Origin of the sequence: Mesorhizobium sp. M0563, from assembly GCF_040321065.1 — a bacterium.
Classification (GTDB): domain Bacteria; phylum Pseudomonadota; class Alphaproteobacteria; order Rhizobiales; family Rhizobiaceae; genus Mesorhizobium.
On sequence record NZ_JAMYQV010000002.1, the window covers coordinates 251784 to 267660 of the forward strand.

Genomic DNA, 15877 nt, shown 5'->3' on the forward strand with positions numbered 1-15877 from the left:
CGCGAACGCGTTCGAACAGGCCGCTGTCAGCGAGCCCACCACCAAATGGTCTTGATCGAACGCATATTCATGGCGAAATCCATAGCCGCGAAAAGCGGTATGCGCAACAGGTTTGAAAGTCTGTGGGGTGGCTGCTGCTTTCGCAACCCATGGCACATGGCCAAGACCGGCAGTCCTGCCTAGACTCTGCATCAAACAGCAGGAAGACGGGAAAACATCGATGACCGAGCAGATCGACCGCGCACGGACGTTCCATTCCCTCCATGTCAAGGGCAACCCGATTGTCCTCTACAATGCCTGGGACCCAGGCTCCGCCAAGATCATCGCGCAAGCAGGGGCCAAGGCCATCGCCACCGGAAGCTGGCCGGTCGCGGCCGCTTTCGGATTCGCCGATGGCGAGAAAATCCCGTTGGAACTGGCGCTCGAAAACATCAAACGCATCGTTGCGGCGGTGGATCTGCCGGTAACCATGGACCTCGAGGGCGGTTACGGGGTCGCTCCGGAGGTTGTCGCCCGCAGCGTGGGGCTCGCCGTGCAGGCTGGAGCCGTCGGCTTTAATTTCGAGGATCAGATTGTCGGCGGCAGTGGGCTGCACGACATCGCCATACAGGTGAGGCGGATCGAAGCCGCCGCGGCGGCCGTGAAGACCTCGGGTATTCCGGCCTTCATTAACGCCCGAACCGACATTTTCCTGAAGGCGAAACCGGATGCGCACGACAAGGCTCTCCTCGATCAGGCGATCGAGCGGGCGCACGCCTACGAAAGGGCCGGAGCGCATGGCTTCTTTGCGCCGGGGCTTGCCGATGAAGGCCTGATCGAGGCGCTCTGCCAGGCAACGGCATTGCCGGTCAACATCATTGCACTGGCGCATGTGCCGCCGCGCCAGAGGCTTGCCGAACTCGGCGTCGCCCGCGTGAGCCATGGTCCGGTGCCTTACCGGCAGATGGCCGAATGGCTGGAGTCCAAGGCGCGACAGGCGATTTCGGGGTAGCCTGGCGGGTTGCGTCAGTCCTCCAGCGTCCCCGACCTTGCATCGGCACTCTTCCTGTCGCCGACCAGCTTCAAGAGGTCCTCGCCGGCGCGAATTATGCGGCGCGAGCGGCGTGTCAGGATGAGGCCGGCCTGGGGCGCCAACACTTCCGTGCGGCCGTCGGGCTCACCCGGCGCGTGGACGATGGTGGCAAGGCGCGCACCCTTGGTGACGCGGTCGCTCGGCTTCACGTGGTAGAGGATCGCGCCCGAACGGGGCGCCGGCATCATCTCGATATTTTCGATCGGCGCGACGAGTCCTCCGAAGCTGCCAGACGCGGGCAGCGCCTGATCCCGGATGACGCCGCGCGCCACCAGCAGCCGGTAGAGCCCTTCGGCGTCGGCGCTGGCGAGGGCGCCGTCGACGTCGAGTATGCCGCGATATTCGACGGTGGTGGCGACGCGCCGGTCCAGGCGCGCGACGTCGGCGGGGACGTTCTGATACGGCATGACCGAGGCGCCTTCGAAGGTGCCGTCGGGGTCTTCGTGCCACAGCATCACCGCATCGACGCCCATGGCCGCGGCACAATCCGCCATGGCCGGCCACAGGCTGGTGTGGACGTAGAGATAGGCGAGGCCTTCATCGTCACAGTGCAGGTCGAGCACGATGTCGTGGCCGATGGAGAGCTGCAGCAGCCGCGTCTTCAGCCGCTGATCGACCGTGCCGTGCGCCGGCAGGAGCGTGAGGTCGGGCGCGGCGAGCCGCGGAAAGCCGCGATTGAAATTGGTGCGCGTCCCCAGATGGAAGCGGCCCTGATGGTCGCCATAGAGATATTGCGCGCGGCCGATCGGATTGGCCCAGGGCACGATGGTCATATTGCCGCTGATGCGGCCTTCGGCTTCCGCCCTGCTGAGCATCGGCATCAGCGCATCGATGGCAACGACGCCCGGCAATTCGCCGGCATGAAGTGCCGCCTGCAGATAGGCCGAAGGCGCTGTCTTGTCCGTTCCGGTGAAGCGGAAGACGGGGAATTCGTAGGAAACGCCCTCGCTGTCGCCGGCGATGCGTTCGATGGATTTCTGCATGGACTGTCTCCAGGAAACGAGACCGAACACATGCCCTTTCGCCAATACACTGTCGATTGGTCCAGCTTTTCGCGCTATGGGCGCACGGCTCTATCCGGGCCTGGCGCTCAAAGGATCGCGAGATAACGCCTGCGCCCGGCCTATGCCAGCGGCTTCAATTCCTGGGCGATGGTCGGCAGAAGCTCCGAGACGTTCGGGTGGATGTGCACCGCGCGCGCCAGCGTACTGACCGGCGCCTTGGCATACATCAGATCGAGCACGCAGTGCACTGCCTCGTCGCCACCCGGGCCGAGCACCGAACAGCCGAGGATTTCCTTGGTGTCGGCATCGACCAGGATCTTCATGAAGCCTTGCGTCTCACCTTTTTCGACGGCACGGCTGACGCGGGTCATTGGCCGCTGGCCGACAAGGGCGCGGCGGCCGGATTTCCTTACCGCGGCTTCGGTCATGCCGCAGCGGCCGAGTGGTGGGTCGATATAGAGCGCATAGGCCTCGATGCGGTCGCTGACCTTGCGCGGATCGTTGTCGAGCAGGTTGGCGGCGACAATCTCGTAGTCATTGTACGAGGTGTGGGTGAAGGCGCCCTTGCCGTTGCAGTCGCCCATCGCCCAGATGCCGGGCACGCTGGTGCGCAGCTGGTCGTCGACGACGATGAAGCCGCGTTTGTCGACCTCGACGCCGGCTTTGTCGAGGCCGAGATCGTCGGTGTTTGGCGTGCGGCCCAGGGCCAGCAGCACATGCGAGCCGACCGCAGCCGCCTTGCCTGGCGAGAAGGTCACGGCGATTTCGTTGCCTCGCCTGGCGAAGCGGATATCGTCGGCGCCGAGATGGACGGCAATGGCTTCGTTTTCGAGGATCGACAAAATGGCGTCCGAGACGTCATCGTCCTCGCGGCCGATCAGGCGCGGGCTCTTTTCGATGACCGTGACTTCGGAACCGAAGCGGCGGAACATCTGCGCGAATTCGAGCGAGACATAGCTGCCGCCGACGACGATGAGATGGCGCGGCAGCACGTCGAGATCCATCATCGACGAATTGGTCAGGTAAGAAATGCCGTCGATGCCGGGCAGATCGGGCACCGAGGCGCGGCCACCGGTGTTGAGGAATATCTTTTCGGCGCTCAGCAGATCGTCGCCGACGCGCACCGTATTGGCGGTCACGAAGCGCGCATGGCCGCGATAGAGCGTGCATTTGTCCATGCCGGCAATCCAGTCTTCGAGATTGCCGCGAGCGTCGTTCGAGACTTTGTCCTTGCGCGCCTTGATCGCCTTGTAGTTGACGCCGACGGGACCGGAGAGCGTCACGCCATAGTCCGCGGCGCAGCGGGCGAGATGCGCGGCATAGGCGCTTGCCACCATCGTTTTGGTCGGCGTGCAGCCGGTGTTGACGCAAGTGCCGCCGACCAGCTTTCGCTCGATCAGCGCCACGCTCATGCCGGCCGCATTCAGCCGGCCGGCAAGCGGTGGGCCGGCCTGCCCGGCACCGACGATGATGGCGTCGAATGTCTTTGCCGTCATGCCACCGCCGCCACGATCAGAAGTCCGCCGACGATCGCCACCGCGTCCTCGATGAGGGCGGCGGGCGGGTCCTTGCCGAAGGCGGTGGCCAGGCGTTTACGCGCCTCGGCGCCGCCCAGCGTGCCGATCACCGCGCCGACGGCGCCGGCGATCAGGCCGCCGATGGTGGCGCCGCCGGTGGCGCCGATCACCGCGCCGGTGAAAGCGCCCGAGACGATGCGCGTGCCGAATTGCTGCGGCACCTTGCGGCTCGGCGCCGATGGCAGCTGGTCGGTGACCAGTTCGGCGATGGCCAGGATGGTGAAGATGCCGACGGCGATCCAGTGGCCCATGAAACTCGCCCAGGTGCCGGTGACCGGCAACCAGCCTAGCCAGGCGCCCCAGGCGACCGCGGCGGGCGCTGTCATGGCGCGAAGCCCGGCAACGATGCCAATCAGGAGTGCAAGAATGTACAGCATGATTGATCCCTCGATGGCCGGCTTGGGACAGGTCCGAGAGAGCAAGCTACCATAGGTCCGGTATTTGACCAGAGGTGGTGTCGCCGCCGGCGCTTCCGTATTTTCACCAGTTGTGCTTGGCAAAGATTGAGACTGGAGTTGCGGCCATGACGGGGAGCGAACGCACGAAAATGGCGGCGGGCGAGTGGTATTGCTGCCTCGACCCGGAACTGGAGGCGCTGCGGATCACGGCACGCGACGCGGTGTTCGAGCACAACAGCCTGCCACCACGACAGCGCGGCGATATCGGGCCTGCCTTGCGGGCGCTGCTCGGCGCTGCAGGCGAGGGCGCCCGGATCGAAGCGCCGTCCCACTGCGCTTATGGCTTCAACATCTTTCTCGGCGACCGCGTCTTCCTCAATGCCGGCTGCACTATTCTCGATACGGCGCCAGTGCGCATCGGCAAGGGAACGCTGCTCGGCCCGAATGTGCAGATCTATTGCGCCGAGCACCACAAGCAGGCTGCGGGGCGACGGGCAGGGCTGGAGATCGCCAGGCCGGTCGAGATCGGCGACAATGCCTGGATCGGCGGTGGTGCCATCATCCTCGGCGGGGTCAGGATCGGCGATTGCGCCATCGTCGGCGCCGGTGCCGTGGTGACGCGCGACGTGGCGGCGAACACCACGGTGGTCGGCAATCCGGCACGGGTAATCAGGAGCGGGTGAGCCGGATCAGCGTGAAGCGCCGCGTCTATCCAAATCGACACTCCTCGAGAATTCGCGCCGGTATTGCACGGGCGAGGTTCTGAGCCGCGCTGCGAAATGCTGGCGCAGCGAGGTGGCGCTGCCGAAGCCGGCCTCGAAGGCAACCGTATCCATCGATTTTTCCGTTGCTTCCAGCAGCCGCTGTGCGAGTTGCACACGCTGGTCGGTCAGCCAGTCGCCGAAACTGGTGCCGATCGTTTTCTGGAAACGGCGCGTGAACGTCCGGCGGGTGAGGCCGGCGAGACCGGCAACGCTGTCCAGACTGTGCGGATCACCCAGGGTTTTGCGCACCGTTTCGAGAGCCTGGGTGAAGCGGTCCGCATTGCCGGTTCTGGCGATGGGACGTTCGATGAATTGCGCCTGCCCGCCCTGCCGATGCGGAGAAAGCACAATCTGCCGGGCAAGGCGAAGCGCTGCCTCCGCGCCGTAACGAGCCCGTACGACGTGCAGGCAGCAGTCAAGCCCGGCGGCGACGCCGGCGGATGTCACGACATCGCCATCGTCGATGTAGAGCACTTCTGGTTCGACGAGAATGTCGGGATAGAGTTCCTGCAGCTGATCCGCGTAGGCCCAGTGCGTCGCGGCTCGCCGCCCCGAAAGCAATCCGGTCGCCGCGACAGCGAACGTTCCCAAGCACAGTCCGACAATCAGCGCGCCGCGCTCGTGCGCGCCAAGCAACGCCTCGATCAGTGTCGTCGGCGGTGAGATCCCGAGATTCTTCCAACTCGGCACGATGACGATGTCGGCATCATCGAGCGCTGAAAGCCCGTGCGGGACGCTGATGGTCAGCCCGGCATCAGTGCGGATCGGCCCGTTCTCAATCGCGCAGACCCGGAAGTCGAAGCGCGGCAGGCCGAGCGTCGTGCGATCCGCGCCGAACACGAGACACGGCACGGAGAGATGAAACGGGCTGATGCCATCGAAGGCGATGGCGGCAACGACAGGATCGGCCATGGGAGCTCCAGCAAAGGGTGACACCGATTGTCCCAATTCTTTCGAACAATGTCAATCGGGACACTTTTTGCGATCCGGCGCCGCGCTTATCGTCCACCCATCAATGCCAAACGGGAAAGGAAAACCCCATGTCGGACCCAGCCAAAGGCAAAGCTCCACGCCGCGCCCTCATCGTCATCGATGTTCAGAACGACTATGACGGCGGCAACCTCGCCATCCAGCATCCGCCGTTCCGCGAGAGCGTCGTCAATGTTGCGCGAGCGATGGACGCGGCCACCGAGGCAGGCGTCAAGGTGGTGGTCATCAAGCAGTTGGCACCGGAAACCTCATCGGTCTTCGCCAAGGGCAGCCATGGCGCCGAGTTGCACCCGGAAATCGCCAGGCGAAACCGCGACCACTACATCGAAAAGAACTTGCCCAGCGCCTTCACCGGCACGGATTTAGAGGAGTGGCTGCGCGCCAACTCTATCGATACGATCACGGTCATCGGCTACATGACGCATAATTGCGATCTGTCCACGGTCATCCATGCCGTGCATATGGGTTTTGAGGTCGAGTTCCTGTCGGACGCGACGGGGTCGTTGCCCTACGCCAACAGCGCCGGCTACGCTTCGGGCGAGGAAATCCATCGCGTCGTGACGATCGTATTGCAGTCGCGCTTCGCGGCCGTTCTCAAAACCGCCGAATGGATCGATTGCCTGAAGACCGGCGTGGTCCCCCAGCACGACACACCCTATGCCTCCAACCAGCGCGCGCTGGCGCGAAGCGCGGCGTAGGAGACTATTGCGAGCAGGCAGAAGGGCGCCGCAGCGTTGCGGCGCCCTTTGCCGTTCGAGCGTTGATATCCTTAGAACAGGCCCTCGATCTGGCCCATTTCGTTCAGGAAGATCTTTTCCGAGGATGGCGCTTTGGGCAGACCGGGCATGGTCATCACCTCGCCGCAGATGATGACGACGAAGCCGGCGCCGGCAGACAGCCTGACCTCGCGCACCGGCACGGTGTGGCCGGTCGGCGCGCCGCGCAGATTCGGATCGGTGGAGAAGGAATATTGCGTCTTGGCCATGCAGACCGGCAAATGACCGTAGCCGGCGTGCTCCCAGGCGTGGAGCTGGTCGCGCACCGATTTGTCGGCGATCGCTTCGGAACCGCGATAGATGCGCTGGACGATGGTGTTGATCTTCTCGAACAGCGGCATGGCGTCGGGATAGAGCGGGGCAAATTGCGACGCGCCGGATTCGGCCAACGCCACGACTCTTTTGGCCAGTTCCTCGATGCCGGCCGATCCCTGAGCCCAGTGCTTGCACAGGATCGCCTCTTCGCCCATCGAGGCGACATAATCCTTCATCGCCTGGATCTCTGCCTCGGTGTCGGAGTAGAAATGGTTGATGGCGACCACGGCCGGCACACCGAACTGGCGGATGTTCTCGATGTGGCGGCCGAGATTCGCACATCCCTTCTTGACCGCCTCGACGTTCTCCTTGCCGAGTTCCTCCTTCTTGACGCCGCCATTCATCTTCATGGCGCGAACCGTGGCGACGATGACCGCCGCTGCCGGCCTCAGGCCGGCCTTGCGGCATTTGATGTCGAAGAACTTTTCGGCACCGAGGTCGGCGCCGAAACCGGCTTCGGTGACGACGTAATCGGCAAGCTTCAGCGCCGTCGTGGTGGCAACGACGGAGTTGCAGCCATGCGCGATGTTGGCGAAGGGGCCGCCATGGACGAAAGCCGGGTTGTTCTCCAGCGTCTGCACGAGATTGGGCTGCATGGCGTCCTTCAAGAGTACGGCCATCGCGCCGTCGGCCTTGAGGTCGCGGGCATAGACGGCCGACTTGTCGCGACGATAGGCGACGATGATGTCGCCGAGGCGCTTTTCCAGGTCCTTCAGGTCGGTCGACAGGCACAGGATGGCCATGACTTCCGAGGCGACTGTGATGTCGAAACCGGCCTCGCGCGGGAAACCGTTGGCGACGCCGCCGAGCGAACAGATGATCTCGCGCAGCGACCGGTCGTTCATGTCCATGACGCGGCGCCAGACGACACGGCGGGTGTCGATGCCGAGCTCGTTGCCCCAATAGATGTGGTTGTCGATCAGCGCCGACAGCAAGTTATGGGCGGTGGTGATGGCATGGAAATCGCCGGTGAAGTGGAGGTTCATGTCCTCCATCGGCACGACCTGCGCGTAGCCGCCGCCGGCGGCACCGCCCTTGACGCCGAAATTCGGTCCGAGCGAAGCCTCGCGGATGCAGACGATGGCCTTCTTGCCGATGCGGTTGAGGCCATCGCCCAAGCCCACCGTCGTCGTCGTCTTGCCTTCGCCGGCCGGTGTCGGGTTGATGGCGGTCACGAGGATCAGCTTGCCGTCCTTGTTGCCCTTCACCGACTTGATGAACTCGGCCGAGATCTTCGCCTTGTCGTGGCCGTAGGGCAGAAGATGTTCGCTCGGAATGCCGATCTTCTGGCCGATCTCCTGGATCTGCTTCTTCCTGGCGCCGCGCGCGATCTCGATGTCGGACTTCACTTCGGCCATGACGGCTTCCCTCTGAATTGAACGGATTCGATTACTGTGGTCGCAAGCCCGGCACTGCAGGCGCGGGCATGTTCTACCCCTGTCGCTGCCGCGGCGTCAACTTTCATGCAACTATGTTTCCTACGAAGAAAGTGCCTCTGCGGTCGGCTGCCCTGCTACAGGTTCTTTTTTCGCGCCGGTCGCCGCGCCGTATAGAAGCCAGAGCAGGCGCGGTTCCGCCGTCTCAAAACAGCCGCGTAATACGCGAAAAGCGACAGAAGCAACGGCGCAAATTCACCAGCGCCGGCTGCGCGGAACAATCCGCTACTGCGTCAGCACGTTGCTGATCTCGACCATGTTCGAGCGGACCCTGAGTATGTAAAACCCCATCGTCGTCAGATGTGTCGGCAACAGCCAGCCGTCCTCGCGGCCATTGGCGATGATGAAGGGCTGGATGCGCAGCGCCGAGACGAATTGCGCGTCCATCGTATCCCACAGGTTCTGCAGGTGCTTTTCCTTGATGACGTCCTCGAAGTCGGCCTGCGCGCCCTTCATCAGCCCGTAATAGGCATAAAGCTGGCCATAGGCGAACCAGAAGCGGTCGTCGGCACGGGTGTCGAACCAGCCATTGTTGTGGTTTTCGGCACGCTCCTTGAGGATCGCCGAGGTCGAGCCGATGTCGGACGAGATGCGGTCGATATACTGCTTGAGATTGTCGGCGCGGGCATCGAACGTGGCCTGGCAGGCTGCCAGACGGGCGTTGAAGGAACGCAGCTTGCGCACCGCGTCGCGATAATAGCTCGGCGTCGGCGTCTTGGGACCAAACGGGTTCAAGCCGAAGTACCAGGTTTCCTCATCGAACTGCAGATTGCCGCGGGCGTCCTGCAGGTCGGCGTCGATCTGCGAGGTGGTGCGGACGCGGCCGAGATTGTCGGCAAGCTCGGTCGCCGTGCGCCGCACCGCCTGGTTGATGCCGCGCTGGAACGAAGCCTTGTTGTCCATGAACGGCGTGTGGTCCCAGTCGATGCCGAACAGGCCGAGCTTGTAGAGGATCATCGACGACACCCAGGCATTCTGGTTGACGTTGAAGTCGGTCAGGTCGGCCGCAACCTGGGCAATGGCTGAATTTCCGCAGGTCTTGGCCGTGTCGGTGCCGGCGCCTGCAGAGACCTGTTCACCGGCGGAGCTGTTGCGCTTTTCGAACGTGTATTTGTCGACGTAATTCGGGTCGAAATTGTTCCACCACTGGGTGGCGTAGAAGAAATTAATGTAGAGGCCGATCAGCACGACGACAGCCAGGCCGAGCACCGCCTTCAGGATCCAGCCGCGTTGCGTGTACCAGCGCCCCGCCCATAGGAACGGCCACAGGATCGCGCCGATGAGCAAGCCGATGCCGCGGCCAATCCACTGGAAAATCCGGGTGAAGAAATTCACGATCGGATCAAGCATGGCGATGTCACCCCCTCAGTCAGTCAAGCCGTAGAGGCGTGTGCGAAACGCCACCTTGTCCTTCAAATATGTGGTTTTCAGAACGTCCACAACATGCGATCGCCAAGCGTCGCTGAAGCCGTCATAATCCCTGTAGAAGCCCGGCTTGTTGAAGACGTAACGCGAGACGAAGTCCTGCGGCACGAAGTCCGAGATCAGCTGGTTGGTCAGCCAGGCGTCTTGATGGTCCGGCTTGGCGCGGATCACCAGGAAGCGCTGCTGCGGGAACACATCCTCTATCTTGAGATGGCCAAGTTGGGCGATCTCGCGCTTGGCGGCGTTGAGGAAGGGAAAATTGCCGTCCCTGGTGATCAGATCGGCGTGGCCGTGGATCCAGGTCTGCAGCCAGACCTTATCGACGTCGGTCAGATTGCGGTCGGGCTCGGCGTCGCGGATCAGGGCGCGCACCACCATTTCGGCGCGATGCTCGAGATAGCCGGAGGTTTCGATCCATGAGGCGCGAGGCAGCTCGATGCGGCCGGTCGAAGCGAGGAACTTGAACACCTTGTCGGCGTCATGGATCGAGAGATAGCTCACCTGCCACGGCCGCGAGCGGCGGAAGCCGGGCGCTGCCGGGTCGCTGATCACCGTCGTCACGTCGGGATCGACGAACACATAGAGCCCGCCGAAATGGCTGGTCCAATAGGCGTTGTGGCGGAAGATCACCTGGTCCGGCACCAGCGCATTCTCGCGGATGTCGCCGCAGACCTTCGCCAGCTCGACCATGTGTGCAAGCATGGCATTGTCGCGCCAGGCATCCGGTTCCTGCTTCAGCCGGTCGACCAGCTTGCCGAGCTCGGCGGCCTTGCCCAGCACGTCCTCGGCCGACAGCACCTTGAACTCGACCTGATTGATCGACAGCAGATCCTCGATGTCGTCGACCTTGGGGACTGAATCCTCGATCTCGCCGTAGATGACGTCCTTGATTGTCAGCGCATCGATGGCGCGCTGGTTCTTCGACATGAACTCGTACATCAGCAGCGAGGTGTTGGAGAAAGCCGTGTGCACCACCGGCAGGTCGATCTGCGACGGCGTCAGGATGATGAAGCGGCGGTTGACCTCGTTCGGATCGAGGTAGCTGTAGTCGCCGCATTCCTCGGCGACCTGCGGCGAAAAGCCGGTACGGTCGATCTCGAAGCTTTTCAGCTTGGTCGGCTTCAGCCCGAAGGCGACCATCGCCTTGTTGTAGCGCTGGATCAGATGCGGCTCGTCGACCGTCAGCAGCCGGCCGTAGATCAGCTCGTTGTCGCGTAGCAGGTCGGGTTTCTTGGCAGGGCTCATGCGCGTAGTCCCAACGGATCTTGCGCTGGATGACCGAGCTCCAACGCTGACGCCCCCCTCTCCCCGTTCTTCACGGGGAGAGGGTAAGGGTGAGGGGCAGCGCAAACGGTCAAGGACATGTCTCTCCATAGCCTTTGGCGGCGACAAATCGAAGATCACGCGTTTCGATATGGCGTTCGAGGCGCCCTTCGATCGCAGCCACCACTGTTTCAAGGACTGCTTCCCGCTCCTTCAATACGTCTACGTTCCAAAAGCGAAGGATAGACCAGCCATCGGAGACGATGAAGCGATCTCGGATTCGATCATATTGGCTGCCGACATGCTGACTGCCATCGACTTCGACGACGAGCTGGCAGTCTCTGCAGGCGAAATCGACGAAGTAAGAGCCTATCGGCAACTGCCGTACGAATTTATGGCCGTTCAGTCTGCGGTCGCGCAACTCCAGCCAGAGCGCGGTTTCTGCATCGTTGTCGGATTGACGCAGGCGCCTTGCGCGCTTGGTTGTGTCTATTTCTGGCCCACGCATGCGCTGCCCCTCACCCTTACCCTCTCCCCGTGAAGAACGGGGAGAGGGGGGCGTCAGCGTTTGAGCCACGTCTTTCAGCGTTGCTGTGGGAGCTTATGCATCGCACCGGAAACAGTGCTATCCGGTGAGAAGGAAGATCACGCATTCCACATTCCCTTCTTCTTCAACTCCTCGATCTCGCGGACGGCACGCTCCCGCAGACGGGTGTCGCGGATCATCTTGGTCACCGCCGCATCGTCCGACTTGTCGGAATAGCGGAATTCGGAATCCGCATAGCGGTTGATCTCCTGCATGACCATGTCCATCGAGAACGGCCCGCGCAGTTCCTCGATCATCGCCTTCTTGTCGTCGTAGCTTTTGTGCATGAAGGCTTCCGGCTTTTCGAACCACTCGTCGGGCAATTCGATGTCCATGGCGCGCATCTTGATCGCGTCGGTGACGTTCTTGATGGCGCGGCCGGTGAAACGCGGCTCGGCATCCTTGATCAAGTGCAGATAGGTGCCGATATCGGCCATCGACTTCGGCGCGCCGTTCTCCTTCATGTAGCGCTCATAGACCTTCATCAGCCCGTCTTCCTGCGGCTTCTCATGCTCCTCGTAAGCCTCCATCACCGCGCGCTGGATTTCCTGAGCGGCATAGAGCTTGTGGTCGCCGAGCGGGATCTTGTGGTTCTTGCCGGCGAGCAGGACGAAGATGTCGATGTAGTCGTCGCGGCTCTGCGGGCCGTCGACCAGCCAGCGGGCGCCGGCGCGCTGGCGCAATGCGTCGTCAACGTTTTCGGGATAGTTGGAAAACATGCCGAACGAGCAATTGCCGCGCACCACGGTTGCCGCGCCGGCAAATGCGTCCATCAGCACACCGGTGATTTCCTGCTGGCCGGCCGAGGCGCGGTCGTCTGAGCGGCGTGCGGCGACCTGGTCGATATCGTCGATGGTGCCGAAGCCGATGACGCGCGGGTTCAGCACATTGTTGATGAACTGGCGGCAGTTCTGGCCGGACTTGCCCTGGTAGGAGGAGATCTGGTCGACGCCGAAATTTTCGTAGGCGAAGGGATAGCCGGCGACTTGGCAGTAGCCGTTGAGAAGGCCGGCGATCATCTGGATCAGCGTCGTCTTGCCGGTGCCGGGCGCGCCGTCGCCGATAAACGTGAACAGGAAGCCGCCAAGCTCGACGAATGGGTTCAGCTCGCGCTCGAAGTCGTACGCCATCAGCATCTTGGCGAGCTTTACCGACTGGTACTTGGCGATGTGGTTGCCGACGACCTCTTCCGGTTTCTTGAAGGTCATCACCAGCGGTTTTGCCCGCTTGCCAGGGGCGACGTCGAAACCATCGAGGGTAAAATCGTCGACGTCGATGCGGATATGGGCGTTCTCGAACGGGCCGATGCCGTCGAAGCGGCCCTTTCGCGCCAACAGCCCGTCGATGGCTACGCGGGCAAAGGCGCGGGCGCGGGTCATCAGGTCGGCGTCGTCCTTCGAACCTGCTATCGCCCTGTCGAGCCCGGCCACGATCGACTTCACCGCATCCTGCGGGGTGTCGAACAGAAAGTCCGGCTCGGGCGTGTCGTTCGGCGCCTCGCCGTCGCTGTCGATCAGCTGGAACAAATAGGAGGCGAGGCTGAAGGCGGAGATGTAGGCAGAGGCCGACAGCAGCTTCTTGAAGGTGGCAGCTTCGTCGCCTTCGAGCGGCGCGCGGGCGTTTTTCGCCTGCAGGCTTTCGAGGTCCGAGCCTTCGGCGAAGACATCCGATATGGCTAGCGCTATTGCCGCCCCGCGCCGAGCGCGAAACAACAGCATGTGCTGCGGTATGGTCAGCAATTGGTCGTCGGGATGGACGGCGGCGACGGTTTTGGCGAGCTCGACCTCGCGCGTGCGGCGAACCGAGCCGACCGAGACGGTCGAGACGAAGCGGCGGTTGGTGCCGGCAAGCGCTGTGCCGGACTCGCGCGATGGGTCTTCCAGCACGACGATGCGGGTGATGAAACTTTGCGCAGTGGCGCGGTGCTTTTCAATTGCCGCTTCCGGGATGGTGGTCAGGCCGGTGTCCATGGAAGATGCTCCGCGATTTGACGGTCAGACGTCGCTGATGACCTGCCCTTTGGACAGGATGTGGACCTTGTAGCCCGAAAAGATCTTCTGCGCCTCGCCGGCGGCATAGAGCGCCTGATAGGCCTCGTGCGGGATCAGCGCATGGTTCTCATAGCTCGACACGCCCTGGCGCGCGGCCTCGAGATCGTCGGTATTGATGAAGAATTCCTGCGTCGTCTTTTCGCTCGAGAACAGCCCCTTGCGGCCTGGCTTCTCGGCCTTGGAAAAGACCTCCTGGATGGTCCAGGTCAGCAGCCAGGCGTTTTCCGGCTTGCGCACCTTGGCCAGCACTTCGCTTACCGTCGAATTGTTGTCGGTAATCCCTGCAGAATAGAACGGGCCGAGCACGACGCGACGCAGCTGCTTGGGATGCAGCGGTTCGAAATCCTTGTCGAGGTTGACCGCGATGGTCGCCGGCGACAGCGTGTAGGCGGAATTCTTCTCGGTGAAATCGTCGAAACGGTGGGCGAGCTCGGGATTGAGCAAGCCGTCGACCGGCAGCGGAATGTCGACCCTCTCATTAAGCTTGCCGCCGGAGTCGACCAGCTGCCGGATCATGTCGTCGGAGGAATCCTCGACCGTCAGCATATAGACCAGCGGCAGGTTGGCGCTGCCGTCGAAGCAGGCCCAGTGGACCAGATAATAGGGCCGCAACGTCTTCGGATTGACCGAAACCTTGGCCGTCTGGGCCAGCGTGAACGGGCCAAAGGTGGTCTCGCTCTTGACGTCTTCGAGGTAGAGCCGCTCGGCCATCGACTTCTGCAGCGCTTCGGGGAATTCCTTGTGGCGCAGGATGAAGTCCGCCATTTCCTCGCGCAGCTCGTCGGCCAACGGGAGGTTGGCGAGGCGCGCATCGGCCTGGCGGCGGTCGTTTTCCAGCTCGAGCAGGTTCTGGAAGACCGGAAAACCGCTTTCGGCGCGCGAGATGCGGAACGTCTCGGTGAAGCCCAGCCGGTTGCGCCAACACGAGAACGACTTGTCGAGCCGCGCGATGTATTCGGCGACGATCTTGGCGACGATGCCATGCCGGTAGAGCGGCGAGCGATCGTCGCGCATGAACACTTCGAGGCCGCCAAGTGCCGCCGCGATCGCCGAGAAATAGCGCGCCGCCGCTTCGTTTTCGGGGGTCATGCTGCCAGCCCTTGGGAGCAGTGCACGTGCAGCAATTACGACTGCACGTAATTTGCCGAATTGTGCTTCTTCATCACGTCGTCGAAGCGGCGGGCGAAGGCATCGTCGGCGAGCTTCTTGCGGCGCTGGATGTCGGCGGTGGCGACCATGTTCTTCTCGTGCATTTCAAGCAGATCGCCAATGTGCTTCTGCGAGGCAGCACCAATGCCGGCCATCGTCTCTTCGGCGGTGTTGTCGACCTGGCTGCCCAGCGTGTTGATCTTGTGGGCGACATCCTGTTGGGCGGCGGTCTTCAGCGAATCTTCCAGCGCCTTGTACAGCACGATGCGCTGCTCGGTATCGATGGTCAGCTTGTTGATCAGCGTCGATTGCGCCGCGATCTGGTTGTTGAGCGAATCGACGAAGGTCTGGAACATCGAGGTGTAGCGCTCCAGCGTCTGGCTTTCGGCCAGCAATTCTTGCTCCTTGGCCTGCTTCTCGTTGTATTCCGTGGCCAGTTTCGAACGCTCGCCTTCAAGCTGCGTGCGCTCCTTCTGGCTGGTCGAGGCGGCGATCTTGTTCTCGATGTCGAGCAGCATCGGGTTGAGCTCCTCGATGCGCTTCTGCACGGTCTCGAGATTGGACATCGTGGTCTTGCGGCGCTCGATCACCTGCGACAGGCTGGCCTCGGAGGTTTTGTAGCGCGTGTCGAGAACCTGCTTCTGCGCCTTGAGGATGCCGACGATGGTGTCGGACTTCGCCAGCAGTTCCTGCAAATTGCCGGCCAGCGACATGTTGCGGACGCGGTCGGTGCGCATGCGCTGCTTGCGCTGGCTGGAGAAGACGCCGACGAAACTTTCCCAGCCGGTGTAGTTCTTCATGCTCTCGAATTCGGCGCCGAAGACGTTGGTGGCGTCCTCGAGGCCGATGATCAGGTCGGCGATATTGCCTTCCATCACCTTCTGCTGCTTCAGCACATCCTCGATGCGGGCATTCTCGATGTCGAAATTGGCGTCGCCGATCCTCTTGTCGGCGGTGGCGAGCGTGTCGAGCACGGCACCGGACTGCTCAATCTTGGTGCGCATGTCCTGCACGACCTGCTTGGTCTTGGCAATCTCGGCATCGAAATTCTGCAATGTCGCCATTGGGGCC

Annotated in this window: 14 protein-coding genes; 3 read left to right on the forward strand and 11 right to left on the reverse strand. The window is 62.6% G+C overall.

Annotation, left to right across the window (positions count from 1 at the left end; translation table 11 throughout):
• The first annotated feature begins 220 nt into the window (after nucleotides 1-220).
• Nucleotides 221-991 (forward strand): isocitrate lyase/PEP mutase family protein, encoded by a 771-nt coding sequence (locus tag NKI50_RS03835; RefSeq protein ID WP_023719246.1) that lies wholly within the window; start codon nucleotides 221-223, stop codon nucleotides 989-991.
• Between the two features lie 14 nt (nucleotides 992-1005).
• On the opposite strand, the gene NKI50_RS03840 is transcribed toward NKI50_RS03835, so the two are convergent.
• From NKI50_RS03840 to NKI50_RS03850, 3 genes are all read right to left on the reverse strand, one after another.
• Nucleotides 1006-2055 (reverse strand): M14 family metallopeptidase, encoded by a 1050-nt coding sequence (locus tag NKI50_RS03840; RefSeq protein WP_352640754.1) that lies wholly within the window; start codon nucleotides 2053-2055, stop codon nucleotides 1006-1008.
• A gap of 140 nt (nucleotides 2056-2195) precedes the next feature.
• Entirely contained in the window at nucleotides 2196-3572 is a 1377-nt protein-coding gene (locus tag NKI50_RS03845; protein ID WP_352482056.1) for an FAD-containing oxidoreductase, read from the reverse strand.
• Nucleotides 3569-4030, reverse strand: a complete 462-nt coding sequence (locus tag NKI50_RS03850; protein ID WP_352640755.1) for a DUF4126 domain-containing protein — start codon at nucleotides 4028-4030, stop codon at nucleotides 3569-3571. The genes NKI50_RS03845 and NKI50_RS03850 overlap by 4 nt, the downstream gene beginning before the upstream one ends.
• 146 nt (nucleotides 4031-4176) lie before the next feature.
• On the opposite strand from NKI50_RS03850, the gene NKI50_RS03855 reads away from it, so the two are divergent.
• Nucleotides 4177-4734 (forward strand): sugar O-acetyltransferase, encoded by a 558-nt coding sequence (locus tag NKI50_RS03855; RefSeq protein WP_352715462.1) that lies wholly within the window; start codon nucleotides 4177-4179, stop codon nucleotides 4732-4734.
• A 6-nt stretch (nucleotides 4735-4740) separates the two neighbouring features.
• Here the strand turns inward: NKI50_RS03855 and NKI50_RS03860 are convergent, their stop codons facing one another.
• Entirely contained in the window at nucleotides 4741-5727 is a 987-nt protein-coding gene (locus NKI50_RS03860; protein ID WP_352482060.1) for a helix-turn-helix domain-containing protein, read from the reverse strand.
• Nucleotides 5728-5855: 128 nt separating this feature from the next.
• On the opposite strand from NKI50_RS03860, the gene NKI50_RS03865 reads away from it, so the two are divergent.
• Nucleotides 5856-6503 carry a cysteine hydrolase family protein gene (locus NKI50_RS03865; protein ID WP_352482061.1) on the forward strand — a complete coding sequence of 216 codons (648 nt, stop codon included), beginning with the start codon at nucleotides 5856-5858 and terminating at the stop codon, nucleotides 6501-6503.
• Nucleotides 6504-6574: 71 nt separating this feature from the next.
• Here the strand turns inward: NKI50_RS03865 and NKI50_RS03870 are convergent, their stop codons facing one another.
• The 7 genes from NKI50_RS03870 to NKI50_RS03900 form a co-directional block, all read right to left on the reverse strand.
• Complete coding sequence (locus NKI50_RS03870) at nucleotides 6575-8254, reverse strand: formate--tetrahydrofolate ligase (protein ID WP_352494783.1); 1680 nt, start codon at nucleotides 8252-8254, stop codon at nucleotides 6575-6577.
• 303 nt (nucleotides 8255-8557) lie between these two features.
• A complete protein-coding gene (locus NKI50_RS03875; RefSeq protein WP_023719239.1) occupies nucleotides 8558-9682 on the reverse strand; it encodes a DUF2333 family protein in 1125 nt (374 codons plus the stop codon).
• Nucleotides 9683-9697: 15 nt separating this feature from the next.
• Complete coding sequence (locus NKI50_RS03880; RefSeq protein ID WP_023719238.1) at nucleotides 9698-11002, reverse strand: DUF6638 family protein; 1305 nt, start codon at nucleotides 11000-11002, stop codon at nucleotides 9698-9700.
• 109 nt (nucleotides 11003-11111) lie between these two features.
• Complete coding sequence (locus NKI50_RS03885) at nucleotides 11112-11528, reverse strand: endonuclease domain-containing protein (protein WP_084642682.1); 417 nt, start codon at nucleotides 11526-11528, stop codon at nucleotides 11112-11114.
• Between the two features lie 137 nt (nucleotides 11529-11665).
• Nucleotides 11666-13576 (reverse strand): AAA family ATPase, encoded by a 1911-nt coding sequence (locus NKI50_RS03890; RefSeq protein ID WP_352591707.1) that lies wholly within the window; start codon nucleotides 13574-13576, stop codon nucleotides 11666-11668.
• 24 nt (nucleotides 13577-13600) lie between these two features.
• Nucleotides 13601-14746: a hypothetical protein gene (locus NKI50_RS03895; protein WP_352591710.1), complete on the reverse strand. Its 1146-nt coding sequence runs from the start codon at nucleotides 14744-14746 to the stop codon at nucleotides 13601-13603.
• Nucleotides 14747-14781: 35 nt separating this feature from the next.
• Nucleotides 14782-15870, reverse strand: coding sequence for a hypothetical protein (locus tag NKI50_RS03900; protein WP_352715467.1), 1089 nt, complete (start codon nucleotides 15868-15870; stop codon nucleotides 14782-14784).
• Nucleotides 15871-15877: the final 7 nt, after the last annotated feature.